Origin of the sequence: Cellulomonas sp. (assembly GCF_015234515.1) — a bacterium.
Classification (GTDB): domain Bacteria; phylum Actinomycetota; class Actinomycetes; order Actinomycetales; family Cellulomonadaceae; genus Cellulomonas.
Genome location: NZ_JADGMY010000029.1, coordinates 18,297 through 41,874, shown reverse-complemented (window position 1 = coordinate 41,874; position 23,578 = coordinate 18,297). Strand labels below are relative to the sequence as shown.

The 23,578-nt window shown below is 73.9% G+C and carries 24 protein-coding genes; 18 read left to right on the top strand and 6 right to left on the bottom strand.

The window, feature by feature from the left end; all coding sequences use genetic code 11:
- Nucleotides 1-73: 73 nt before the first annotated feature.
- From IR158_RS16205 to IR158_RS16175, 7 genes are all read left to right on the top strand, one after another.
- Nucleotides 74-721 (top strand): DUF4194 domain-containing protein, encoded by a 648-nt coding sequence (locus IR158_RS16205; RefSeq protein WP_291814752.1) that lies wholly within the window; start codon nt 74-76, stop codon nt 719-721.
- Nucleotides 718-4,098: an ATP-binding protein gene (locus IR158_RS16200; protein ID WP_291814644.1), complete on the top strand. Its 3,381-nt coding sequence runs from the start codon at nt 718-720 to the stop codon at nt 4,096-4,098. The genes IR158_RS16205 and IR158_RS16200 overlap by 4 nt, the downstream gene beginning before the upstream one ends.
- Nucleotides 4,095-4,466 carry a MazG nucleotide pyrophosphohydrolase domain-containing protein gene (locus tag IR158_RS16195; RefSeq protein WP_291814642.1) on the top strand — a complete coding sequence of 124 codons (372 nt, stop codon included), beginning with the start codon at nt 4,095-4,097 and terminating at the stop codon, nt 4,464-4,466. The genes IR158_RS16200 and IR158_RS16195 overlap by 4 nt, the downstream gene beginning before the upstream one ends.
- Before the next feature lie 298 nt (nt 4,467-4,764).
- Nucleotides 4,765-5,064, top strand: coding sequence for a Wadjet anti-phage system protein JetD domain-containing protein (locus tag IR158_RS16190; protein WP_366928457.1), 300 nt, complete (start codon nt 4,765-4,767; stop codon nt 5,062-5,064).
- Nucleotides 5,065-5,219: 155 nt separating this feature from the next.
- Nucleotides 5,220-6,071 carry a hypothetical protein gene (locus IR158_RS16185; protein ID WP_291814638.1) on the top strand — a complete coding sequence of 284 codons (852 nt, stop codon included), beginning with the start codon at nt 5,220-5,222 and terminating at the stop codon, nt 6,069-6,071.
- Nucleotides 6,068-7,549, top strand: a complete 1,482-nt coding sequence (locus IR158_RS16180) for a hypothetical protein (RefSeq protein ID WP_291814637.1) — start codon at nt 6,068-6,070, stop codon at nt 7,547-7,549. The genes IR158_RS16185 and IR158_RS16180 overlap by 4 nt, the downstream gene beginning before the upstream one ends.
- A gap of 145 nt (nt 7,550-7,694) precedes the next feature.
- Entirely contained in the window at nt 7,695-8,765 is a 1,071-nt protein-coding gene (locus IR158_RS16175) for a Fic family protein (protein WP_291814635.1), read from the top strand.
- 73 nt (nt 8,766-8,838) lie between these two features.
- Here IR158_RS16175 and IR158_RS16170 read toward each other — a convergent pair whose 3' ends face one another.
- Nucleotides 8,839-9,207 (bottom strand): nuclear transport factor 2 family protein, encoded by a 369-nt coding sequence (locus IR158_RS16170; protein ID WP_291814633.1) that lies wholly within the window; start codon nt 9,205-9,207, stop codon nt 8,839-8,841.
- Nucleotides 9,208-9,345: 138 nt separating this feature from the next.
- Between IR158_RS16170 and IR158_RS16165 the strand changes: the two genes are divergently transcribed.
- The 3 genes from IR158_RS16165 (at nt 9,346) to IR158_RS16155 (ending at nt 10,847) form a co-directional block, all read left to right on the top strand.
- Complete coding sequence (locus IR158_RS16165) at nt 9,346-9,699, top strand: hypothetical protein (protein WP_291814631.1); 354 nt, start codon at nt 9,346-9,348, stop codon at nt 9,697-9,699.
- Nucleotides 9,700-10,060: 361 nt separating this feature from the next.
- Nucleotides 10,061-10,219: a hypothetical protein gene (locus tag IR158_RS16160; RefSeq protein WP_291814629.1), complete on the top strand. Its 159-nt coding sequence runs from the start codon at nt 10,061-10,063 to the stop codon at nt 10,217-10,219.
- A 220-nt stretch (nt 10,220-10,439) separates the two neighbouring features.
- On the top strand, nt 10,440-10,847 hold the full coding sequence (locus IR158_RS16155) for a Fic family protein (protein ID WP_291814627.1): 408 nt from the start codon (nt 10,440-10,442) through the stop codon (nt 10,845-10,847).
- Nucleotides 10,848-10,924: 77 nt separating this feature from the next.
- Here IR158_RS16155 and IR158_RS16150 read toward each other — a convergent pair whose 3' ends face one another.
- Together IR158_RS16150 and IR158_RS16145 are read right to left on the bottom strand one after the other, a co-directional pair.
- On the bottom strand, nt 10,925-11,263 hold the full coding sequence (locus IR158_RS16150) for a HepT-like ribonuclease domain-containing protein (RefSeq protein WP_291814625.1): 339 nt from the start codon (nt 11,261-11,263) through the stop codon (nt 10,925-10,927).
- A complete protein-coding gene (locus tag IR158_RS16145; RefSeq protein WP_291814623.1) occupies nt 11,253-11,549 on the bottom strand; it encodes a nucleotidyltransferase family protein in 297 nt (98 codons plus the stop codon). The genes IR158_RS16150 and IR158_RS16145 overlap by 11 nt, the downstream gene beginning before the upstream one ends.
- A gap of 163 nt (nt 11,550-11,712) precedes the next feature.
- Between IR158_RS16145 and IR158_RS16140 the strand changes: the two genes are divergently transcribed.
- Both IR158_RS16140 and IR158_RS16135 read left to right on the top strand, forming a co-directional pair.
- A complete protein-coding gene (locus IR158_RS16140; RefSeq protein ID WP_291814621.1) occupies nt 11,713-11,964 on the top strand; it encodes a toxin HicA in 252 nt (83 codons plus the stop codon).
- On the top strand, nt 11,961-12,287 hold the full coding sequence (locus tag IR158_RS16135; protein ID WP_291814619.1) for a toxin-antitoxin system HicB family antitoxin: 327 nt from the start codon (nt 11,961-11,963) through the stop codon (nt 12,285-12,287). The genes IR158_RS16140 and IR158_RS16135 overlap by 4 nt, the downstream gene beginning before the upstream one ends.
- Before the next feature lie 20 nt (nt 12,288-12,307).
- On the opposite strand, the gene IR158_RS16130 is transcribed toward IR158_RS16135, so the two are convergent.
- Genes IR158_RS16130 through IR158_RS16120 form a run of 3 tightly spaced genes read right to left on the bottom strand, consistent with a single transcriptional unit; the run spans nt 12,308 to nt 18,265 of the window.
- Nucleotides 12,308-15,793: an error-prone DNA polymerase gene (locus IR158_RS16130; protein WP_291814618.1), complete on the bottom strand. Its 3,486-nt coding sequence runs from the start codon at nt 15,791-15,793 to the stop codon at nt 12,308-12,310.
- Nucleotides 15,786-17,474 (bottom strand): DNA polymerase Y family protein, encoded by a 1,689-nt coding sequence (locus IR158_RS16125; RefSeq protein WP_291814616.1) that lies wholly within the window; start codon nt 17,472-17,474, stop codon nt 15,786-15,788. Before IR158_RS16125 ends, IR158_RS16130 begins: the two co-directional genes overlap by 8 nt.
- On the bottom strand, nt 17,471-18,265 hold the full coding sequence (locus IR158_RS16120; RefSeq protein ID WP_291814614.1) for a hypothetical protein: 795 nt from the start codon (nt 18,263-18,265) through the stop codon (nt 17,471-17,473). Before IR158_RS16120 ends, IR158_RS16125 begins: the two co-directional genes overlap by 4 nt.
- A gap of 252 nt (nt 18,266-18,517) precedes the next feature.
- Between IR158_RS16120 and IR158_RS16115 the strand changes: the two genes are divergently transcribed.
- From IR158_RS16115 to IR158_RS16090, 6 genes are all read left to right on the top strand, one after another.
- Complete coding sequence (locus IR158_RS16115; RefSeq protein ID WP_291814612.1) at nt 18,518-18,877, top strand: metalloregulator ArsR/SmtB family transcription factor; 360 nt, start codon at nt 18,518-18,520, stop codon at nt 18,875-18,877.
- Nucleotide 18,878: 1 nt separating this feature from the next.
- Nucleotides 18,879-20,579, top strand: coding sequence for a SulP family inorganic anion transporter (locus IR158_RS16110; protein WP_291814610.1), 1,701 nt, complete (start codon nt 18,879-18,881; stop codon nt 20,577-20,579).
- A 40-nt stretch (nt 20,580-20,619) separates the two neighbouring features.
- A complete protein-coding gene (locus IR158_RS16105) occupies nt 20,620-21,162 on the top strand; it encodes a YbhB/YbcL family Raf kinase inhibitor-like protein (RefSeq protein ID WP_291814608.1) in 543 nt (180 codons plus the stop codon).
- A 46-nt stretch (nt 21,163-21,208) separates the two neighbouring features.
- A complete protein-coding gene (locus tag IR158_RS16100; RefSeq protein ID WP_291814606.1) occupies nt 21,209-21,784 on the top strand; it encodes a YbaK/EbsC family protein in 576 nt (191 codons plus the stop codon).
- Nucleotides 21,785-21,824: 40 nt separating this feature from the next.
- Entirely contained in the window at nt 21,825-22,925 is a 1,101-nt protein-coding gene (locus IR158_RS16095) for a crosslink repair DNA glycosylase YcaQ family protein (RefSeq protein ID WP_291814604.1), read from the top strand.
- Nucleotides 22,926-23,019: 94 nt separating this feature from the next.
- Nucleotides 23,020-23,577: a DinB family protein gene (locus IR158_RS16090; protein WP_291814603.1), complete on the top strand. Its 558-nt coding sequence runs from the start codon at nt 23,020-23,022 to the stop codon at nt 23,575-23,577.
- The last annotated feature ends 1 nt before the right edge of the window (nt 23,578 follow it).

Here is a 23,578-nt window from a genome sequence, read left to right as displayed (position 1 = left end):
GGACGGCGCGGTGGCGGCCGGAGCACCGGCCGACGAGCTGCCCGGCGACGGTGGGTTCATCGCGCCCGTCGCCATGGAGGACGACCCGGCCGAGCTGTTCGCCGGGGACTCCGGCACGCTCGACGCGGACGTGCGGCGCGTGCTGGTGCGGCTGCTGCAGCGCCGGTACCTGCTCGCGGAGCGCAACCCCGCGCAGTGGCGCACGCTGCTGGAGAACCAGCAGGTGGTCGAGTCGCGGCTGCACGACCTGTTCGTGCACCTCGTCGTCGACCACGACCGCGGCATCGCGTACAAGCGGCAGGTGAGGTCGGCGGAGCTCGACGTGCCGGTGCTGCTGCGCGACGACCCGTACTCGCGTGCCGAGACGCTGGTCCTGGTGCACCTGCGCACGGTCTTCCAGCGCTCACGCGGAGCCGGTGAGACGTCGGTCCGGGTGGACGTCGAGGAGCTCGAGCAGACCGCGCTGACGTACTTCGACCCCGACGACACGAACGTGGCCGCCCACCAGCGCGAGATCCGCACGGCCATCGCGCGCCTGGTGAAGGAGGGCGTCATCGAGGAGGAGTCGGAGGGCCGGTTCCGGGTGAGGTCGCTGGTCGAGATCGTGCTGAGCAACGAGCGGCTGACCGAGCTGCGCGACTGGCTGCGCACGCGCGGCGGTGTGGCGGACTCCCCCGTCGACGGTGGCGACGACGACACGGACGAGGTGGACGAGCGATGACGATGGTCGACTCGCTGTTCGGGCTGATCCCCGCGGCGTCGACGGGCCAGCAGTGGGTCGCCCTCGACCTGCAGCTGGTCAACTGGGGCGGGTACGACGGGCACCACCGCGTGCGGCTGGCCTCGACCGCGACGCTGCTGTCCGGCGGCTCGGGGTCCGGGAAGTCCACCCTCATGGACGCCTACATCGCGCTGCTCATGCCGCACACGACGCCGTTCAACGGTGCGTCCAACGGCGGCGTCGTGGGCCGGCCGCGCGGCAAGGACCAGCGCAACATCCTGTCCTACGCGCGCGGCAAGCTCGACGAGTCGCGCACGGCGGAGGGCACGCGCCAGCGCGTGCTGCGCGGTGACGGGCGCGACACGTGGTCGGCGATCGCCATGACGTGGGTCGACCAGTCCGGCACGACGCTGACCGGCGTACGCGCCTGGTACGTCCCGTCGGCCGCGCGGACGCTCGACGAGGTGACGGCCGTGCGCGCGACGTGCGACGGACCGTTCGACCTGCGCGACCTCGAGGCTGCGGCCGGTCAGCGCCTGGCACGCCCGGCCGTGACGGCCACGGGCCTGACGTGCTTCGACACCGACCGCGAGTTCACGGCACGGCTGCACTCGACGCTGGGCATCGGTGCGTCCGGCGACGGTGCCAAGGCGGTCGCGCTGCTGGGCCGCATCCAGGCGGGTCAGCAGATCACCACGGTGGACGCGCTGTACAAGGCGATGGTGCTCGAGGAGCCCGACACGTTCGCGACCGCAGACGCGGTGGTCGAGCAGTTCGACAAGCTCACCGGCACGCGCGACCAGATGATCACCGCCCGGCAGCAGGTGCGGACGCTGGAGCCCATCCGGGAGCACCGCGCGGCGATCGAGGCGGCCGGTCAGCGGTTGCGCGTCGTCGAGGCCGTGGGGTCGTTCGACGACCGCACGTCCCCCGCGGCGCTGTGGCGGCACGAGCGCCGGTTGGGCCTGCTGCGGGACGTGGAGTCCGACCTGCAGCGACGCCACCAGCACGCGCAGCGCCTGGCGGCCGAGACCGCGGCGCGCGTCGCGGCGGCACGCGCCGAGCACGAGGGCGTCAAGCAGACGCTGTGGGCGTCGGGGGGCGACCAGCTCGCCACCGCGCAGCGCGAGCTGCGGGGCGTCGATGCCCGGCTCGCCGAGGTGGGGCGCGCCCGCACCCGTCTGGACGAGGTCCTGACGGCCGCGCTCGACATCCGTGCCACGACCGCCGACGAGTACGCCGACCTCGTCGCCCGCGCGGAGCACGAGCTGGCCGACGGCGACGCCAAGGCGACCGCCCGGCAGGCGCTGTTCGACGCGATGTCGGAGAAGAAGGAGGCGACGGCCGACCTGGCGTCGCTGCGTGCGGAGCGCGCCGCCGTGGCACGCCGGCACGACAACATCCCCGGCGACCTGCACGCGGCGCGCGCCGCGCTCGCCGCGGCCGCGGGCCTGACGACCGACGACCTGCCGTTCGTCGCCGAGCTGGTCGAGGTCCGCACCGAGCACGAGCCGTGGCGCGAGGCGTTCAACCTCGCGCTCGGCGGGTTCGCGACGCTCCTGCTCATCGACGTCGCGCACCTGGGTGCGTTCCGCAAGGCGATCGACGCGGTCCCCACCGCGCGCCGCATCCGGTTCGAGGGCGTCCCCACGGGGCTGCGCGACGACGTCGCACCCGACGGGCGCACGCTGCCCGGGCGCCTCGACTACCGCGACGGCCCGTTCACCGGGTGGCTGCGCAGCGAGCTGGCCACCAGGTTCGCGTACGTCTGCGTGGACACCCCCGGTGAGCTCTCGCAGCACGAGAAGGCGCTGACGCGCTCCGGGCAGGTCTCGGAGGGCCGGCGTGGGGCGCACGGCGGCCAGGGCCGCGGCAACGTCCTGGGGTTCACCAACACCCGGCGCCTGGCGCACCTCGACACGCAGGTCGCGCGCGCCGAGCGGCGCATGGCCGACGCGGAGCGTCACGTCCGGGAGGCGGAGGCCGTGCTCGACCAGCACGACGCGCGGCAGCGCGCCTGGGCGGTCGTCACCGAGACGTCGTGGGACCAGGTCGACGTCGCGGCCGTCGAGGCCGAACGCGCCCGGTGGGACAAGGTCGTCACCGACGTCACGTCCGGCAACCCCGAGGTCGTGCGGCTGCAGCAGCGCGCCGTCGAGCTCGAGGTGTCGATCCAGGACCTCAGCGAGCAGCTCGGCCGCACCAAGGGGTCGGCGGCTGATCTGGAGAAGGCCTGGTCGGCAACGACGGACGAGGTCGACGTCGCCCAGGCGGCGCTCGACGAGGCGCAGGACGCCGGCACCGTGCTGGACGCCGACCAGCGTGCGTACCTCGAGACCGTGCTGCGGGGCACCGAGGCGGACCTGCCCCGCGTGGACGACCGCACCGAGCCCGGCGCGGCCCTCGCGGCGTTCGACGGGGTCGTGGCCCGGGCCGCGGACCTGCTGCGCGCCGACCGGCAGGCGGCGCAGCAGACCGTCGCCGCCGCGCGTGACGCGCTGCGCCGCACGTTCGAGACGTTCGTGGAGCGCTGGCCCGACCCGAACCTGGGGACCGACCCGGAGGCGTCGTACGGCGACTTCGAGCGCGTGCTGGTCGAGCTGGAGACCAACGGGCTGCACGAGCTGGAGGCCGAGTGGCGCAAGAGCCTGCTGCGGCTGTCCGGCAACGACCTGGCCGACCTGCACAGCGCACTGGCCCGCTCGGTGCGCGAGATCAAGGAACGGATCCGGCCGGTCAACGACATCCTCGCGGACCTGCCGTTCGCGGACGACGACCACCGGCTGCGGATCGACGCGCGCGACACGCAGTCCACCGTGGTCGCCCGGTTCCGCAAGGAGCTGCGGGAGCTGCGCGAGGTCCTGTCGACCGAGGCGACCGACGCCGAGCGCGAGAAGCGGTACCACCGCATGGCGAAGGTCATCGACCGCATCCGACGCACCGCTCCGGACTACGCGGACCTCGTGGACGTCCGCCGCCACGTGCGCCTGTCGGCCGAGAAGGTCGACCTCGACGGCAACCACGTCGCGCTGTACGACCACATCGGGGAGAAGTCGGGCGGCGAGTCGCAGGAGCTGGTGGCGTTCATCGTCGGCGCGGCGTTGCGCTACCAGCTCGGCGACGCGGGTGCCGAGCGCCCCCGGTACGCACCAGTGTTCCTCGACGAGGCGCTCATCAAGGCCGACGCCCGGTTCACGGGACGCGCGATCGGAGCCTGGCGCGGGCTGGGGTTCCAGCTGGTCATCGGCGCACCGAACGACAAGTTCAGCGCGCTGGAGCCGCACGTGGACCTGAAGTACATCGTGCTGAAGGACGCGGCCGGCCGGTCGCGCACCAAGCCCGTGGCAGGCGTGCCCGACGGGACCACCGTCGCATGACGGACGTGCCGGGCGGCGCCGACCTGCGGGACCTGCAGGCGCGGGCCATGGCGGTGCGCGAGCTCTACGCACACGTCGAGGCCGAGCGCCACGGCCGCACGTGGACGGTCGAGGAGACGATGCTCGGGTTCGTCGGCGACGTCGGCGACCTCGCCAAGCTCGTCCAGGGCAAGGCGGGGGTGCGACCCCGCCCCGACCTCGACGACGCGCTCGCGCATGAGCTCGCCGACTGCCTGTGGTCGCTGCTGGTCCTCGCCGACGCCTACGACGTCGACCTGCCCGCGGCGTTCGCGCGGACCATGGACGAGCTCACGGCCCACCTCGGCACGCCGGCCGGACCGCCCTCCGGCGGGGCTGCCGTCGACTGACGCTCGGCCCGGTGCCCAGGGTGCCGGAAGCGTGCGTCTACTCTCGCAGGGACTGGCCGCCGCAGTCGCTCCACCGTCCGGGAGATCTGATGAGCACCACGTGGTACCGCAGACCGGCCGAGGTCGCCGGTGCAGGTCACGGGTCCTGACTCCCCGACGCGGCTGACACCGGAGTGGCCACCGGAGTTGCCCGCGTGGAGAGTGAGCCCGTCGTGACGCCCGACGTCCTCGGCCCGAAGGACGCCGCGGACGCGGTGGCCGTCGCTCTGAGACGTAGCTGGCCCACCTCCGCACCCGCATGGCACAACCGGCCCCCGACGGGTCCCCAGCACGGGCGGTCGTCTCGATGCTCATGGACGGGCAGACCCTGGATCGCTACGCGGCCCTGGGGGTCGGACGCGACACGACCGGTGAGCCCCTGCGTCGGCGGGCGACCGATCTGACGTCCCTGACGGAACCGGAACGGGCCGCGTACTACGCGCTGACCACAGCCGGTGAGGTCGCTGTCCGGCGCGTCGAGCAAGAGCGCATCCCCCTGACCGACGCGGTCGCGCACGCCTGCGCGCTCACCGGTCGAGGACCTCAACCGCGCGCCTGACGACCAGCGGCGCCGGGGCGACGAGCCTTGCCGCGGGACACTCACGGATCCACCCGGGGTGAATCGCCGCCGGCACGTACGCGCACCGCCGTGCCGGGCCTCCTCCACCCGAGGCGAGCACCGCGCTCACCCGACGGTCACGCAGGGGGGCGGACGTGAGCGCACAGGTCGAGATCCGTGACGGAGACCCGTACTGGTACCTGAGCCCGGACATCTGGGTGGTGCCGGGCAGCGACCCGGCGGGGCCGCCCGGCGTGCCGGTGGCCGGTGAGCCCGCGTACGTGTGGGCGCGCATCGAGAACCACGGCGACCAGGACGCGCCCGGCGTCCGCGTCGACCTGTGGTGGGCCGACCCGACCTTCCAGGTCTCCCGCACGAATGCGCACCCGATCGGCACGGCGTTCGGCGACGCGCTCGTCGGCGGCGGGCCGCAGGACGTCCTGTGCCTGGTGCCGTGGCTGCCGGCCGTCGTCAACGGGGGGCACGAGTGCCTCGTCGCCGTCGCGACCTACCCGGGCGACTCGATCCCTCGGCCGCTGCCCGACGTGTTCGACCCGCCGACGTACGTCGAGGTGGCCCAGAAGAACCTCACGGTCCTGTCGATGAGCGGGGCGATGGTCCGCACGCTCACCGTGGCGGGCCTGCCGCGCACCGACGCGAGGTTCGTGCTCACCGTCGAGGTCGGCGGGGAGCTCGACGAGCGGGTGCTGCGCGACCTGGGCGTGCGTGGGGCGCGGCCGGCGAAGGAGGCCACCGTCCGCGCGGGGCTGCGCCTGCGCGGAGGCTGCCCCGGCCCCGACGAGGACGCGCCCGGCAAGCTGCGGGTCGACGTCCCCGCCGCACGGCAGCGGGCCGTGCACCTGGCCCTGACCGGCGAGCCGCCGGCGGCCGGCGAGTACCAGCTCGTGCGCCTCGAGCAGCGGCACGACGACGTGGACGGCGACACCGTCGTCGGCGGCATCGCGTTCGTCGTCGTCGGCACCAGCGAGAAGGAGACGGACCGATGAGCACCACACCGATCGACGTCCCGTTCCGGCCGTTCGCCATCGAGCCGGTGACGCGGATGATGCTGCCCGACGGCGTCTTCGACAACGCGCTGCACCACCTGCGGATCGCGGCCCACTTCACCAACACGTCGGGGTCCGACCTGACGGACGTGACGATCTACCTGGAGAGCGTCGGCGACCCGGGCATCGTGCCCGTCGCCCGCACGCACACCTTCGCGACGGTGCTCGCCGGGGCGACCGTCATGGTGGCCTGGGACGCGGACTTCGAGCACGCGACACCCGGCAAGCGGCTGGTCAGCTTCGTCGCGCGCGCCGCCGGGTTCGACCCGCACCGCGTCATCCAGCAGATCTTCGTGTCGCAGACCCGCTACGACCCGGTCGCCGAGCAGTACACGTGCGAGATCGAGGAGGGCACGCTCGTCGTGTCGTCGTTCCGCGCGATCGGACCGCGCCAGGAGTGGGGGCCCGACGGCAAGTGCCGGACCCCGGACGGTCCGTACGTCCCCACGGGGTTCACCAGCGAGTGGCACCCGAACCCCGCGTACGAGGGCGCCCACGGCGACCTGCCGTTCTCCGACCCGTGGTGGAAGGTGCTCGCGGTCATCGTCGCGATCATCGCGGCGATCGTCGCGGCCGTTGCTGCGGCCACCGGGGGCGGGACCGCGTCCGTGGGCGTCGCCGGGACGTTCGACGAGACCGACCCGTCCGTCAGCTGCTGCACCCCCGACCCGCACGGCTCGAGCGTGTCGGCCACGGTCGCGGGCGTCGCGAGCGGCATCGCGACCGGCGCGCTGATCGTCGCCTGCTCGGACGACGCCGACCCGTGGTGGCGTGGCCAGGAGGCCACCGCACCCGATCCCGGCGTGCTGACGACGGGCGAGAAGGTCGTCGCGAGCTGGACGCTGCCCGCCGCGCCCAACGCCGGCGTGGCGTACACGGCGGACGTCGAGTGGACGTACACCCGCACGACCACCGCAGGCACGGCCACCCACTCGATCACCGAGACGCAGACGAACATCCACGTCGCGGGCCCGGTCACCGTCGAGGCGCCGCCGACCATCGGGGTGTCCGACGACCTGTGGGTGCGTGCGACCGTCGACAAGCCGGACGGCAGCCGGTTCACCGGTCCGGACCTGTACACGTTCGCCGCGCTGCGCGCGCCCGGGGGCATGTACTTCGTCATCGACCTGACGGACGACGGGCTGGGGTTCGACCCCAAGCCGGACGACGGGGTGTACGCCGGGGCGCTCAGCCTTGAGCGCGCCCACAAGATCCTGCTCCGGGCCGGGCAGGACCCGCGCGGCCGCTGGGACGTCTTCTTCTTCGCCCAGGACGTCGACCAGACCCGACCGGGGACGAAGCCCGAGATCGCGGCACAGGAGATAGGCGGGATGTTCGTCGCCAGCGCGCTGACGCTGACGTTCGACCCGACGCTTCCCTGCCCGCTGCAGGCCCACGCGACCGTGCAGGTCGTGTGACGTACGGCCGGGCGCGCCCCGCGGTGGGGCGGGTCGCGCCCGGCGACCACGTGTGGCCGCTCCACGACGCGAACTTGCTATCTGCGCGTTAAACTCCCCAATCCAGGGCGTATCTGATGATGATTGGCGGAGCAGCGGTGACAGCGTGAAGTCGTTCGAGGATCTCGACGGGCTCGTCGGCGCCGTCCCGTCGACGGTGGTGATGGACCTGCGGACCGTCGACGCCGTCCGCGGCACCACCGAGCTCGTCCCCGACCTGCTCCCCGCCCTGCTGTCGAGCCTGGCCGAGCGCGCACGCACCGCGAGCGCCGAGGCGTCGGCCGCGCTCGACGGGATCGTCGTCGAGCGTCGGCGGGCGGCGAAGGTCGTCGCCGACGACGCCGGACGACTGCACGGCCGGGACGAGCAGGCGCTGGCCGGCTGCCGCGACGCGTTCGACCTCCTGGCCCGCGACCGGGAGCGGACACTGGACGTCGACCTCGTGCTCGACGTGCACCGCCTGCTGCACGCGCGCACCCCGACGCCCGGCGGGCGGCTGCGACGGGTCGAGGGCGTCGTCATGGCGGGCGACCCGCGCACCACCCGGGTCAAGCGGTTCACCCCGGTGCCCGTCGCGGACGTCGCGGAGCACCTCGACGAGCTCATCGCCCGGTACCGCGGGGCGCTCGACGCGGGACGCCATCACCCCGTCCTGCTCACCGGCCTGTTCGTGCTCGACCTCCTGGCGATCCACCCCTTCACCGTCGCCAACGGCCGGGTGGCTCGTGCCCTGACGCCCGCGCTGCTGCACGACGCGGGGTACGACGTCGCGCGGTACGTGTCGCTCGACGAGACCCTCGCGCGGTCCGCCGAGGCCTACTCCGCGGCCCTGCTCGACTCGACCTCGGACTGGCACGACGGCCGGCACGACCCCTGGCCGTGGCTCGGCTGCTTCGTCGGCGCGCTGGCCGACTGCTCGACGCAGCTCGCGACGCTCGTCGCGACCGCGCGCAGCGGGAGGACCAAGCAGGAGCGCGTCCGGACGTACGTGCTGCGGCACGCCGGACCGGCCTTCCGGATGCGCGACGCGCGCGCGGCACTGCCCGGCGTCTCCGACCAGACCATCCGGCTCGTCCTCGGCGAGCTCAAGGCCGAAGGGCTGGTCCAGGTGGACGGCGTCGGTCGCAGCGCGACGTGGAGCCCGGTGCGCAGCGTAGGGCGCCGCGGGGACAGGTGAGGCGAGAGCACCGACGTCGGGGCATCGCCGGGGACCCGGTCAGGCGAGGCGGTGCGGGTCGACCGTCAGTACCTCACGGCCGTCCGGGCACCGGCGTCTGCTGGTAGAGCGCGAGCCGCCAGGCGCCGTCGCGCCGGGTGTAGACGCTGGACATGAGCGCGGTGAACTCGGGCTCGTCCCCGTCACGGTACCCGCGGCCGGTGTAGACCAGGACCGCGTCGTCGTCCCCGAGGACGACGAGCCGCTCGTCGCTGATGTCGTAGGTCCGCCACGGAGGTGCCGCGTCCAGGGACACGATGACCTCCTGCCGGTCGAGCACCTGGCCGTGCGCCAGGACCATGACCCCGTCGGTGGTCATGATGCGCCCGTAGTAGTCGGCGCCGGTGCTGTCGCAGAGGGACGCCCATCCGCGGTGCTCGAGGTCGAGCAGCTCGTCGAGCATGATGCCTGCCTCCTTCGCTCGTCAGGGCGCCCGACCCTACCGAGGAGACGCGGGAGCGTCTCGGCGAGGTCCGAGCCCACGTCGTCGCGTGGTCCACGGGCGGTGCCACGTCCTCGCCGGATGGACGGTTCCCCGTGCGTGTCGCACCCGGGCATACACGCCGACCTCGTCGACGCGCCGGGGTACTACGCGGACCTGTCGGGCACGACCGACCCGAGGTCGACTCTCAACACCGGTGTGCGCGCCCGGATCCCGCAGGAGCCCGCCGACCGCCGCATGACCGTGCGCCACCAGGGCCGCACACTGCTGCTCGACGAGTACCTGCGGACGCGGTGCGTCGAGCTGGCCGTGCACACCGAGGACCTCGCACTCAACCTCGACAGCGACGTACGCGCACCCGCCGCGACCCTCGCGGTCGCAGTGAACGTGCTGCTGGCCGCCGCGCGACGCCGGCACGGGGACGTCGCGGTCATGCACGCTGGCGCGGCGTGAACGTGACGACGTGGACGCGCTGCGCGTGCTGTGAGGTTCCGGGCCGCGTAGCCATCTGTGCCGGCGCGCTGCGCCGAACCCTGTCGCCGACGACCGGCCGCCGACCCGCCCGGGCCCAGGTGCACCCGACCCTTCGAGCGAGCAAGTGGTCACAGACCGGCCGGATACGGGCTCCGCACCGCACCGATGCGACCACTTCCGCGCCACGCCCGCGCTGACCCACAGGCCGGGAGCGACTGGTGCGGCCAATGCCACTGGTTGCCGGTCCAGCCTCTCGACGCGCTCGCTCATCGCGCCGTGCCGGGCCGGCATCGGCGATGGCTGCCTAACATGGCATCCCTGGCACACGGAGGAGGCGGACATGGAGCGTCGAGTCGTCGACAAGAACGCGGTCAAGCGTTCCGCCGAGCGTTCCACCCGAGTCTCCGCCAAGCTCGAAGGCCGAGTCGTCCCGAAGGAGTTCGTGCGCTCCCCGAAGGTCGAGAAGTTCGTCGCCGCGCGCACCCGCCGCTCTTCGTGACACCGCTCGAACCCGGCTACGGCGAGACGCCTCTCGACTGGGACGAGCTTGCGGCCCTCCTCCCGGACGCTCGTGACGCGCTGCCCGACCCCCCGACCAAGGCCGACGTCTACGACCTCGAACAAGCGGTCCAGACATCCGTCGCCGAGGACCTTGTCGGCACTGTCCTCGCCGGGACGGTCGGTGTGGCGGACGTGGTCACTGATCATTCCTTCGGGACGTGCACGCCCGGCTCTACGGAGACATCTGGACGTGGGGCGGCAGGCTTCGGCGACACGAGCTCAACCTTGGTGTCGCCCCGGAACAGATCGCCATGGACCTGCGAGGTTCGCTCGACGGGATCCTGTACCGGTGGCAGCACACCTCGGACTGGATCGCCCATCACCTAGGGATCGCTGTCCACGCGGAGACGGTCCGGATCCACCCCTTCGCGGACGGAAACGGTCGCTCGACCCGCCTGCTGGCGGACCTCACACTTCTCGCCGCCCAAGGTGCCGATGAACCACCGGCAGTCTACGACTGGGACGTCGACAAGGAGCGGTACATCGAGGCGTTGCGGCGCTACGACCAGCATCGCGATCCGACCGAACTGGCGACCATCGTCCTGAGCCGACCCATCGGCGGGTAGCCCTCCTCACCCTCCACCTGCCCGGGCAAGGCGACCAGTTGTTGATCCACCCAGTGGGGTGGGGCGCGTCGGTGACGCTAGGAGAGAGCGTCGCGGACCTGGCGCAGCTGGACGAGAAGCCCAGGCACCACGTCGTGCGCCGTGGTCACGAGGACGTCGATGTCGGCTGACCAGTAGCCGTGGACGATCCTGTTGCGCAGTCCGGCGGCTCGACGCCACGGAAGCTCCGGGTGCTGCGACCGCGTCTCCTGCGACACCTGGTTCGCTGCCTCCCCGAGAACGGTGAAGTTCCAGAGCAGAGCCTCGCGCACGGTGGTGTCCCGGTCGACGGCCTCCGCGTCGAGACCCGCGGTGAGCTCGGCGATCCGCGTGGCCGCATCGATCATCTCGACGACGAACAGCAGGTCAGGCCGCATAGAGCGCCCGGGCCTCCGTCTCGATGCGCTCACGCAGCAGCGGATGTACCGCTCTGCGGGAGACGAGGTCCACCGGACGCCCGAGGATCTGGGACATCTCCTCGGCGGCGTCGATGACCTCCCAGGTCATGTGCCGCCCGGGGAGCAGGTCGTAGAGCACGTCGATGTCGGAGTCCGTACGCTCCTCGCCACGCGCGACCGACCCAAAGACCTCGAGCCTGGCGAACCCGTATCGCGCGCACAGCTCGACCAGCGCGCGGTACTGACGCTCGTCGACGTGGATCATGGAGACAGGCTAGCCGTCACCCCGCCGCGGCGGGAGGCGCAGACGCTCAGCCACACCGCTCCCGCCAAGGCCAATGCGGTGTTACCTCTTCGTCCACACCACGCGCGGCATGCGAGGGCCGTCGGCCATGTGACTTCCAGTGCCAATAATGACACCATGAGCCATGCCGTCGATCGAACGACTCGTCGCGGAGATGCGTCGCTCGCCCAAGGGTGTGCGCTTCTCGGACCTCGAGCGGGTCTGTCGGCACTACTTCGGCGAACCGCGTCAGCGTGGGTCGTCGCACCAGGTCTTCAGGACTCCGTGGCCGGGCGACCCTCGGGTGAACATCCAGGACGACCACGGCTCGGCGAAGCCGTACCAGGTCCGGCAGGTGCTGGCCGCGATCGAGAAGGTGGAGCAGGAGGAACGATGACGAGCGCCGACCACTACACGTACCGGATCACGTGGTCCGCCGAGGACGAGGCCTACGTGTCGACCGTCGCCGAGTTCCCCTCACTCTCGTGGATCGACACCGACCGCGCCGCGGCGCTGTCGGGCATCGAGGCACTCCTCCGGGACGTCCTCGACGACATGGCCGAGAACGGGGAGGCCCCACCGTTGCCGCTGGCGGACCGCGTGTACTCCGGACGGTTCCAGGTGCGCATCCCGCCCGAGGTCCACCGTCGGCTCGCGACGGAGGCGGCCGAGCAGGGCGTCTCGCTCAACCGTCTGGTGTCGTCCCGGCTGGCTGGCTGACGCGATACCGACAGGCACACCTACTGGAAGTCCCGCGACGTGCTGCGGATCTTCAGCGACAACGGGCTCAGGTGCTCCGCGACGAGGTTGGTCGCCCCGTCTGCCTTCTCCAGCCGCCCGCGCACGACCATCGCCTTCGCCGTCCGGGCCGTCCGCCGGAACCTCTGCCACAGCCCGGCCGAGCACACGATGTTGAGCAGGCCCGTCTCGTCCTCCAGCGACAGGAAGGTCACTCCCCCGGCCGTGCCCGGGCGCTGGCGGTGGGTGACGACGCCCGCGACGGCGATGCGGCGGCCCTCCTCGGTGCGGAACGCCTGCTCGACGCGCAGCACCCCGGCGGCGTCGAGGCCCTCACGGACGAACTGCGTCGGGTAGGAGTCGACGGACACCCCGGTGGCCCACACGTCGGCGGTCGCGACCTCGACGTCCGACAGCCCCGGCAGCGTCGGCGCCTTCACCCCGACGGCGACGCCCGGCAGGGTGTCCGGCCCCTCCTGCGCGAGGGCACCGGCCGCCCACAGCCCGGCGCGCCGGTCGACGCCCAGCGAGTCCAGGGCACCGGCGGTCGCGAGGGCCTCGAGCTGCGGGGTCGTCAGGCGCACCCGGCGCACCATGTCCTGCAGGTCGGTGAACGGACCGTGCGCGGTGCGCTCGTCGACGAGGGCACGCGCCACGTCCTCCCCGACGGCCCGCACCTGCGTCAGCCCCTGCCGCACCGCGAGGGAGCGCACCGACCCCTCCCCGGTGCGCACCCCCACGGGTCGGGTCGGCCCGGTGCCGCTGGGCTGCGGCACCAGGCGCGGCTCGCCGCCGGGTGGGGTGGGACCGACGCGCTCGACGACGGCCAGCACGTCGGACGCCTGCACGTCGGGACGCAGCACCTCGATGCCGTGCCGGCGGGCATCCGCGGCCAGGGACTGCGGCGAGTAGAAACCCATCGGCTGCGCGGCGAGCAGGCCGGCGTAGAACGCGGCGGGGTGGTGCACCTTGAGCCACGAGCTCGCGTACACGAGGAACGCGAACGAGTACGCGTGCGACTCGGGGAAGCCGAAGTCCGCGAACGCCTTGAGCTTGTCGAAGATCTCCTCGCGCACCTTCGGCCCGATGCCCTTGGCGGCCATGCCGTCCATGAGCCGCGCGCGGATCGCCTCCATGCGCTCCATCGACCGCTTCGAGCCCATCGCCCGGCGCAGCTGGTCGGCCTCGGCGGGAGTGAAGTCCGCGACGTCGATGGCCATCTGCATGAGCTGCTCCTGGAACAGCGGCACGCCGAGGGTCTTGCTCAGCGACTTCTCCAGCGTCGGGTGCAGGTACGTGACCGGCTGCCTGCCCTGAGCACGCTCGATGTACGGGTGCACGGACCCGCCCTGGATGGGCCCGGGCCGGATCAGCGCGACCTCGACGACGATGTCGTAAAACTTCTGCGGCCGCAGCCGCGGCAGCGTCCCCATCTGCGCGCGGGACTCCACCTGGAACACGCCCACGGTGTCAGCGGCCGACAGCAGCTCGTAGACCGCCGGGTCCTCGTGCGGCAGCCCGTGCAGGTCCAGCGTCACGCCCTCGTGCTTCTGCACCTCGGTGAACGCGAGCCGCAGCGCCGTGAGCATGCCCAGGCCGAGCAGGTCGAACTTCACGAGCCCGGCGTCGGCGCAGTCCTCCTTGTCCCACTGCAGGACCGTGCGCCCCTCCATGCGCGCCCACTCCACGGGGCACACCTCGATGACGGGCCGGTCGCACATCACCATGCCGCCGGAGTGGATGCCCAGGTGCCGCGGCAGGCGCAGGAACCGCTCGGCCAGGTCGATGACGTGCTCGGGGATGTCCTCGGTGTCCACCGCGGACGGCGGCAGGTGTGCCGGGACGACGTCGTGGTTGTCGGCCGTCGGACGGCCCGGCGTCTCCGGCGCCACCGGCCCCGACCGCGTCAGCGTCCACCACGGGCTCGGCTTCTCCTGCCCGCGCAGGCTCCCCCACCGCTCGATCGACGAGCTCCACGCGTCCTGCTGCCCCGCGTCGTACCCCAGCGCCCGGGCCGCGTCGCGCACCGCCGAGCGCGGCCGGTACGAGATGACGTTGGCGACCTGCGCGGCGTGCGTGCGCCCGTGCATGGCGTAGACGTGCTGGATGACCTCCTCGCGGCGCGCGGACTCGATGTCGACGTCGATGTCAGGGGGGCCGTCGCGCTCCGGGGCGAGGAACCGCTCGAACAGCAGCCCGTGCTTCACGGGGTCGACGGCAGTGACACGCAGCACGAAGCAGACCGCCGAGTTGGCCGCCGACCCGCGCCCCTGCGCCATGATCCCGTTGCGGCGGCAGAAGTCGACCAGCTCGTAGACCACGAGGAAGTACCCGCAGAAGCCCAGGTCCTCGATGACGCGCAGCTCGTGAGCGAGCTGTGCGTACGCACCGGGCACACGCTCGACCTCCGGCGGCCCGTACAGCTCGAGCGCGCCGCGGCGCACCAGCTCACGCAGCCACGTCGCCTCGGTGTGCCCGTCCGGCACCGGGTACGGCGGCAGGCTCGGGGCGACGAGCGACAGGTCGAACGCGCACTCGGCGGCCAGGTCCGCCGCCGTGGTCACCGCGCTCGGGTGACGGCGGTGCAGGTAGAGCATCTCGGTGGCCGAGCGCAGGTGCGCCACGGGCGCTCCGGGCAGCCACCCGTCGAGGTCGTCGAGCGAGGACCGCGAGCGCACGGCCGCGAGCGCCTGGGCGAGGTCCGCGTCCCGCTCGGTGGCGTAGTGCACGTTGCCGGTCGCCACCAGCGGCAGGCGGGCCTCGGCGGCGAGCGTGGCCAGCGCGTCGGCGCGGTCGGTGTCGTACGCGTCACCGTGCATCGTGGTCTCGACGGCGACGTTGTCGCGGCCGAACAGCGCGACGAGCCGGTCCAGCTCGGTGCGCGCCGCCTCGAGCCCGCCGCGCGCGACACCGAGGACCCCCGACGGGTCGCCCCCGGCCAGGGCCCGCCGCACGGCACCCTTGCGGCACCCGGTCAGCACCAGCCACTGCCCTGCGGCGGCCTCCGCCAGCTCCTCCAGGTGGTACTCCGCGGCGCCCTTGCGCCCGGTCCGCAGGTGCCCCTCGGCGATCGCCCGCGACAGCGCCCGGTACCCGTCCGGCCCACGCGCGAGCACCAGCAGGTGGCTCGCGCGCGGGTCCGGCACGCCCGTGGGCGCGTCGAGGACCGGCGGTCCGGGTGTCGGCCGCTGCTCGCGCGGGTGGCGGCGCGGGTCGGGTGCCGGCAGGTGCAGCTCGGCGCCGAACACGGTGGGCAGCCCGACGGCGCGTGCGGCCTGCGCGAACCGCACGACCCCGTACAGCCCGTCGTGGTCGGTCAGCGCGAGCGCGCTCTGCCCCAGCCGGGCGGCCTCGGCGGCGAGCTCCTCGGGCTGGCTGGCCCCGTCGAGGAAGCTGAAGGCCGAGTGCGCGTGCAGCTCGGCGTACCGCGGTGGCCAGTCCGCGCGGGCCTCGTGCACGACGCGCCCCGGGAGCCGGTGCTCAGTCATAGTCGGCCTCGCAGGTCCACACCCCGTCGGTGTGCGTGAGCAGCACCGCCCCGCCGTCGTCGAACGCGACCTGCAGGTGGCCCCGGACCTGCGGCGCCGCACCCGGGTGCGCCCACCAGCGGTCTGACAGCAGCCAGGGCCCGGCCCACCCGGCGACGGCCCGGTCGTCACCGTCGGGCGGCACACGCACGGTGCCGGGCGACCCGCTCAGCCGGCCCCGTCGGTCGATGCGCACGGGCGCACCGTCGACGTCCCGCACCTCGACACGCACGGGGTCGACCAGCACGGTCGCGGGCGCCGGGTCCGGCAGGCGCCCTGGCCACGGCCGGTCCACCGGACGCGGCGGGTCGCTCTGCTCGCCCCACGGCCGCACGTGCACCTGGTCGCGCACGTCACGGCCACCCTGCAACGTCGCGGTCAGCACCCCGGGGCCGCCGACGATGCTCTGCGCACGCTCGAGCGCCCGGTGCGCGCGCAGGTCACCACCCGACGGGCCGCCCCACAGCTGCGTCGCCTCCGCACCTGCGGGGGCGACGTCGAGCGCCGTGAGCGTCAGCCGGACCAGCGCGACCGGGGCGAGATCGTCCTCGTCGCCGGGAGCCCGCACGTCGACCCGCCGGTCACCGGACCCGACGCCCCGGTCCCGCTCCCACGCCTCGCGCCGCCGGTCCCGGGCGGTCGCGACGGCCGACGCGGTGAGCCAGCCGTCGAGCTGCCAGCGGATCCGGTCGGTGATGCGGGCGGCGGCCATCGCACCCCACCCGCCCAGGTCGGTCCGCCACGTGCGCACCAGCTCGGTGCCGTCGTCCGTGCGGGCGGACACCTGGAGGCGCCCGCACGTCACGGACCGGGCGACGAGGTCGGCGTGCAGCTGCTCGGCCAGGCGCCGGCCCGCGAAGGTCGCCGTGTCGACACGGTCGACGGGCGGGTCGAGGTCGGTGCTCACCTCCAGGTCGGCCTCGGGACGGCGCCGTGCGGGCGGACGCTCGTCGAGCCCGCGCGCGAGCGTGCGCGCCCACGTGCCGAGCCGGCCGAACCGCGCGTGCACGTCGGGCGCCGGCAGCGCGGCGAACGCGCCGAGCGTGCGCAGCCCCAGCCGGTGCAGCAGGTCGACCAGGCGGGCGACCTCCGCAGCCTGCTCGGGGGTGGTCGTCGCGTGCACGAGCTCGGTGACCCCGTGCGGCGCGAGGAACACGCCCGACACGCCGGGCTCGACGACAGCACCGGAGCGGGCGGCCAGCACCGCGGCGAGCAGCCCGTCGGCCGTCCCCACGCCGCACTCGTGCCCCGTGGCCCGGGCGACCGCGTCGACGATCCGTTCCGCGAGGGCCTCCTCCGAGCCGTGGTAGCGCGCCGCACCACCTGCGGGGAGCAGCAGCAGACCCGGCCGGGTGACCTCGACGCCCGCGACGACGGTCTCGGTCGCCGCGGCCACAGGCTCGAACAGCCGCACGTCGCGGGCGTCGTCGGCGGGCAGGAGCACCAGCTCGGGGCACACGCCCTGCGCCTGGCGCCGACGCATCCCCCGCCGCACCCCGTCGGCGCGCGCGAGCGCCGACACGGCGGTGACCCGTCGCCCGTCGTGCACCGCGGCGGGGGCGTCGACCGGGACCTCGTCGGCCGCCATCGCCGCGACCACGGGCCAGTCCGGCACCCACACGACCGTCGTCCGCGTGCTCATCCGACCAGCCGCAGACCGCCGGCCGCCCGCGGGCGCCGACGCACCGGACCCCGGGGCACGTGCTCGCCCGGCGGCGCGAACGGCAGCACGACGTCGACCGACGAGGGGACGGCGGCGCTGCCCCGACCCGTGCGACGCACCTGCACCTCGCTCGTGCGCAGGCGGCCGTCCCCCGCCCCGACGCCCGACCACCGCGCCGGTCCGGCGTCGAGCACGACGGCGGCGCCCGGCCACGTCGTGGTCGTCAGCAGCGCGGCGCCGCGCTCGCGTGCGCGGGCGGACAGGCGGCGGCGGTCGGCGTCCGCGAGCGGGGCACCCGGCCCGACCAGGACGACGTCGATCCCGTCGACCAGCGCCGCCAGCACGAGCGCCGCGTCCGCACCGGGGTCGGGGACGAGCGCGAACCGCGCGAGGTCGACGCCCGCCTGCGCGGCGGCCAGCAGCCCCAGGCGCGGGTGCCCCACCGCCACCGCCCACGCGCCCGACGCGCACGCGTGCGCGAGCACCCCCAGGACCAGTGACGTGGACCCGAGGACCGACGTGGTCGCGCCGCGCCGCAGCCCGTCGGGCATCAGCTCGGCCAGCGGTGGCGGCACGGGCAGCGGCGGCCGTTCGCTGGTGAGCAGCGACGTCCGCGGCAGCTCGACCGTGAGCGCCGACGCGTCGTCCGGCGGCACCGCGTCGAGAGAGGGCACCTCGGACAGCACCGTGCGCGCACCGGTGCGCAGCTCCGCGGCCGCGAGCGCGGCACGTGCGCGCGCTGCGCGGTCGACGGTGCTCGTCCCGGTCACGTCTGCTCCTCGTCCTCGCGTCCTGGCACCACGCCGGCCCCGCTCCAGGGCTCGCGTCATGAGCAGCGAACGCGGCGGCGTTCGCCCGCCCGATCCCTCAGTGGATCGAACATGTGTTCGATCATGCCAGTACACGCCGACAGCCGGGAGGTGTCAATCCGCCCCGGGCGGGTGAACCACCCTGTGCACCGAGGCCCCCTCCCCCCGGGGCTATGATTTGACGATTCCATCAACTCATCATCCGGAGTTCTCGTGCCCCTGCACGCCCTCGGTGACGACCGTCCCCTCGCGGAGGTCAAGGCCGAGCTGTTCAAAGCCCTCTCCCACCCCGTGCGCGTGCGCACCCTCGAGCTCCTGGCCGACCGCGACCGGCAGGTCAGCGAGCTGCTGACCGAGCTCGGTCTCGAGGCGTCCCACCTGTCGCAGCACCTCGCCGTGCTGCGCCGTGCGGGAGTCGTCACCGCGCGACGCACCGGTAACGCCGTGCACTACGCGCTCGCCCTGCCCGCGGTCGCCGACATGCTCGCGGCCGCCCGGACCGTGCTCGTCGACGCCGCCGCACGCCACCAGGGCCTGCTCGACGGCACCGCCCCGACCGCACCCGAGGCATGAGATGACCGTCCAGTCGCTCGCGTCCTCCCTCACGCGACGCGTGCGCGCACTGTCCCCCGCACGCTCCGACTACGCCGACCTGCCCCGCTCCTGGCGTCACGACCTGCTCGCCGGTGTCACGGTCGCCGTCGTCGCCCTGCCGCTGGCCCTCGGCTTCGGCGTCGCGTCCGGTCTGGGCGCCGCCGCCGGGCTGGTCACCGCCATCGTCGCGGGCGCCGTCGCCGCCATCTTCGGCGGCTCCCACCTGCAGGTCAGCGGGCCCACGGGGGCCATGGCGGTCGTCCTGCTGCCCGTCGTCGCGCGGCACGGCACCGAGGCCGTCCCGGTGGTCGCGATCATGGCCGGCGGCATCGTCGTGCTGGCCGGCGTGCTCGGCATCGGCAGGCTCGTCGCCTACATCCCCTGGCCCGTCGTGGAGGGCTTCACGTGCGGCATCGGCGTCGTCATCGCGCTGCAGCAGGTGCCGCTCGCCCTCGACACGCCACGCGCGGACGGTGAGAACGCGGGCCTCGTCGCACTGCGTACGATCGGCGCCGTCGACTGGACGCAGGCCGTCGCACCGCTCGGCCTGGTCGCCCTGGTCGTCGCCGTCATGATCGTCCTGCCCCGGCTGCGCAAGGGGCTGCCCGCCTCGCTCATCGCCGTCGTGGTGGCCACCCTCGTCGCCGAGCTGGCAGGCCTGGACGTCGACCGCATCGGCGCCCTGCCCGCCGGGCTGCCCGGCCCGCACCTGCCGGTCGTCGACCTGGAGACCACCAGCGCCCTGTTCTCCTCGGCGCTGGCCGTGGCGGCGCTCGCGGCGCTGGAGTCGCTGCTGTCGGCGCGCGTCGCGGACGGGATGGCCGACGACATCGGCCGCACGCGGCCCAACCGCGAGCTCTTCGGCCAGGGTCTCGCCAACGTCGCGTCGGGCCTGTTCGGTGGCCTGCCCGCGACGGGCGCGATCGCCCGCACCGCCGTCAACGTGCGCTCGGGCGGCCGCACCAGGGTCGCCTCGCTCACGCACGCCCTCGTGCTCGCCGCGATCGTCTACCTCGCCGCCCCGCTCGTGGGCCGCATCCCCCTGTCCGTCCTCGCCGGCGTGCTGCTCGTGACCGCCGCACGCATGGTCGACGTGCCGACGATGCGCGCCATCTGCCGCTCGAGCCGTTCCGGCGCGCTGGTGTTCTGCGTGACCCTGGCCGTGACGGTCGTCTTCGACCTCGTCATGGCCGTCGAGGTGGGCGTCGCGGTCGCCGCCGTCCTCGCGCTGCGCGCCGTCGCGCGCAGCAGCGGGCTGCACCGCGAGCCGGTGGACGAGTCGGAGGAGCACCTGACGGCGGACACCGAGCACACGCTGCTGCACGAGCACATCGCGGTGTACCGCATCGACGGCGCGCTCTTCTTCGCCGACGTGCGCCGGTTCCTGGACGAGATCGCGCTGGTCAGCGACGTGCGTGTCGTCGTGCTGCGCCTGGGCAACGTGCGGGTGCTGGACGCCAGCGGCGCCAACGCGCTGGTCGAGATCATCACCGACATGCGTCGACGCGGCATCGTCGTGCTCCTCAAGGGGCTGCGCCCCGAGCACCACCGCCTCGCCGAGGGGGTGGGCGTGATCAGCGCCCTGAGCGACGAACGGCACCTGTTCGACAACCTCGAGGAGGCGCTCGCGCACGCCCGCTCGCACGTGCGCCGCGCGCAGGCGACCACCAGGATGGGGTGACCGCCCCGGCGACCGGCGTCGGGACGGACCGGAGGTCGTCGTGCCCACGTCCCTGACCCGCCCCGTCGCCCACGAGCCGTACCCGCTGCTGCCGCCCGTCCCCACCTTCGCCGTGACGAGCACGGACTGGGTGCACGGTGCGCCGATCCCCGACGTGCACACCAACACCGACGCCGGGCGGAACGTCTCGCCGCAGCTGACCTGGTCCGGCTTCCCCGAGCAGACCGCCGGGTTCGCGGTGAACGTCTTCGACCCGGACGCGCCCGGCGTCGCCGGGTGGTGGCACTGGACGGTGCTGGGCCTGCGGCCCGACGTCACGTCGCTCGACCGGGACGCGGGACGTCCGGACGGCTCGGGCCTGCCGGCCGGCGCGTTCCACCTGCGCGGTGACGACGGGGTCGCCGGGTACGTCGGGGCCGCTCCCCCGCCCGGCGACCAGGTGCACCGGTACTACGTCGCGATCCACGCGCTCGACACGGACGACCTGGGCCTGACGCCCGACACGACCCCGGGAGCGGCGAGCTGCGCGCTGGTGTTCCACACCGTCGCACGTGCCGTGCTCATGGGGACGTACCAGCGCTGAGCGGGCTGCCCCGCAGTCGTCCCGCGACGCCGGTAGCCTGCCGCGCATGACCACCACCGCACGGGGGACGCTCGCCTGGGAGCGGGCCGTCGACCGCCCGGACCTGCTGGCCACCAGCACGCACGCCGCGATCAGCGGGTGGGCCGACGTCGAGCCGACGGTCGCCGACGCCGTCCTCGTCGCCGCCATCGACCCCGACCTCGCCGACACGGCGGCCATGACCGACGCCTACGCGCTGCCGCTGTCGGCGTCGGTCAACTGCGTCCTCGTCGCCGGCAGGCGGGCAGGCGAGGAGCGGACCGCCGCGTGCCTCGTGCGTGCCACGACGCGCGCGGACGTCAACAGCGCGGTCAAGCGCCTGCTCGACGTCCGCAAGGCGTCGTTCCTGCCGATGGACCGCGCGACGGCGGAGTCGCACATGGAGTACGGCGGCATCACGCCGCTCGGCCTGCCCGCCGGGTACCGGGTGCTGGCCGACGCCGGCGTGGCCGCCGACGACCCCCACGCGGGCGGCACCGTCATCATCGGCAGCGGCGTGCGCCGCTCCAAGATCTCGCTGCCCGGCGCGCTGCTGGTGCGCGCCCCGGGCGTCGAGGTGGTCGAGGGGCTCGCGCTCGGCTGAGGACCACGGGCCGTGTCGGAGCCCCGCAGTAGCCTCGAGCATGACCGCTGCCCGGTGGCCCGGGGTGCTCGCGTGGCGCCTGGGTCGCCACCACCTGGAGCCCTCGACGGCGACGTCCGTGGTCGACGTCGTCGCGGACCTCGGCGCCGTCGCGGCCCAGCTGGACCCGTCGGCCGCCGAGCTGGGCGTCCGTACCCGGCTGCGTGACTCGCGACCGGGCGACGTCGACCGCGCGCTGGCGGACGGCTCCCTGGTGCGGACGTTCGCGTTCCGGGGCGCCACCCACCTCATGACACCGGAGCGGGCGGCCGTGCACCTGGCGCTGCGGGCGTCGACGCGGATGTGGGAGCGGTCGTCGTGGCAGGAGTACTACGGACTCGCACCGGGCGACTGGCCGGCGCTCGGGGCGGCGGTGCACGAGGCGCTCGCATCGGGCCCGCTGTCGCGCGCGGACCTGGCGACGGCCGTGACCGCGCACCGTCCGTTCCGCCACCTGACGACCGCGTTCACCGACCCCCAGGCGACCTTCCTCAAGGCGCTCGCGTGGCAGGGGGTCCTGAGCCTCGGGCCGGGTGGCGGCCCGCTGATGCTGCAGGCGCTCGCCACGAACCCGCGCTGGACCGGCCTGCCGGACGTCGACGAGGCCGGGCCGCAGGCGGTCGAGGCCTACCTGCACGCCTACGGACCAGCGACACCCGAGCACCTGCGCTACTGGCTCACCGAGGGCCTCGGTGTGCGGTTCACGGCCGTCCGCGGCTGGCTCGACGCGCTCGGTCCACGCGTGAGCCGGTTGGAGGTCGACGGCGAGCCCGTGCTCGTGCTGCGCGACGACGTCCCGGCCCTGGCAGCCTCGAGCCCCACGGACGTCGTGCGCCTGCTCCCGCAGTACGACCAGTGGGTCCTCGGCCCCGGCACCGCGGACGTCCACGTCGTCCCCGCGGACCTGCGAGGCGCCGTGAGCCGCGGTGCGCGCGTCGTGGTCGTCGGCGGCGTCGTCGCCGGCACCTGGACGATCGCCGAGGAGTCCATCGCGATCACGTGGCACCACGGCGTGCGCCCTCGGCACGGCGACGTCGCCACCGAGGTCGAGCGGCTCGCCCGTCTGGTGGGGCGCCCCCTCCGCCTGGCGACCTTCTCGTGACGTGCTCCCCGGGCAGGTCGGCACGAGCTCAGGGGTGCTCCGCCGGCACGGCACCGCTAGCGTGCGAGGGAGTCGATCCACGCGGAGGTGCGGCATGACCGATCGACAGCCCGAGCGCACGTTCGGCTGGGAGGACATGTGGGTGTCACCCGAGGACGACCCCCGTGAGGCGGGCGACAGGGTGTTCGGGGAGCGCGCCACGCTCGTGCGGTACCTGCGTGACCGGCGGCTGACCCTCGAGCTCAAGTGCCAGGACCTGACGCCCCAGCAGCTCGCGCTCCGCTCGGTCCCGCCGTCGGACCTCTCGCTCCTGGGCCTGGTCCGGCACCTCGCGGAGGTCGAGCAGTACTGGTTCCGCATCGTCATGCTCGACGAGCGCCCCGAGCGGCACTACCGCGGGTCCGCCGCGGTCGCGTTCCACGAGGCCGTGGGCGACGACGAGCACGTCGCCGACGCGTGGCAGCGCTGGCGCGACGAGGTCGCGTACGCCGAGCTCGTCGTCCTGGCCACGCCGGACCTGGGCACCCGCGGCCGGGGCCCCGAGCAGCCCGAGCTGCGCGAGGTGCTCGTGCACATGATCGAGGAGTACGCGCGCCACCTGGGGCACGCCGACCTGCTGCGCGAGCGGATCGACGGACGCATCGGCCAGTGAG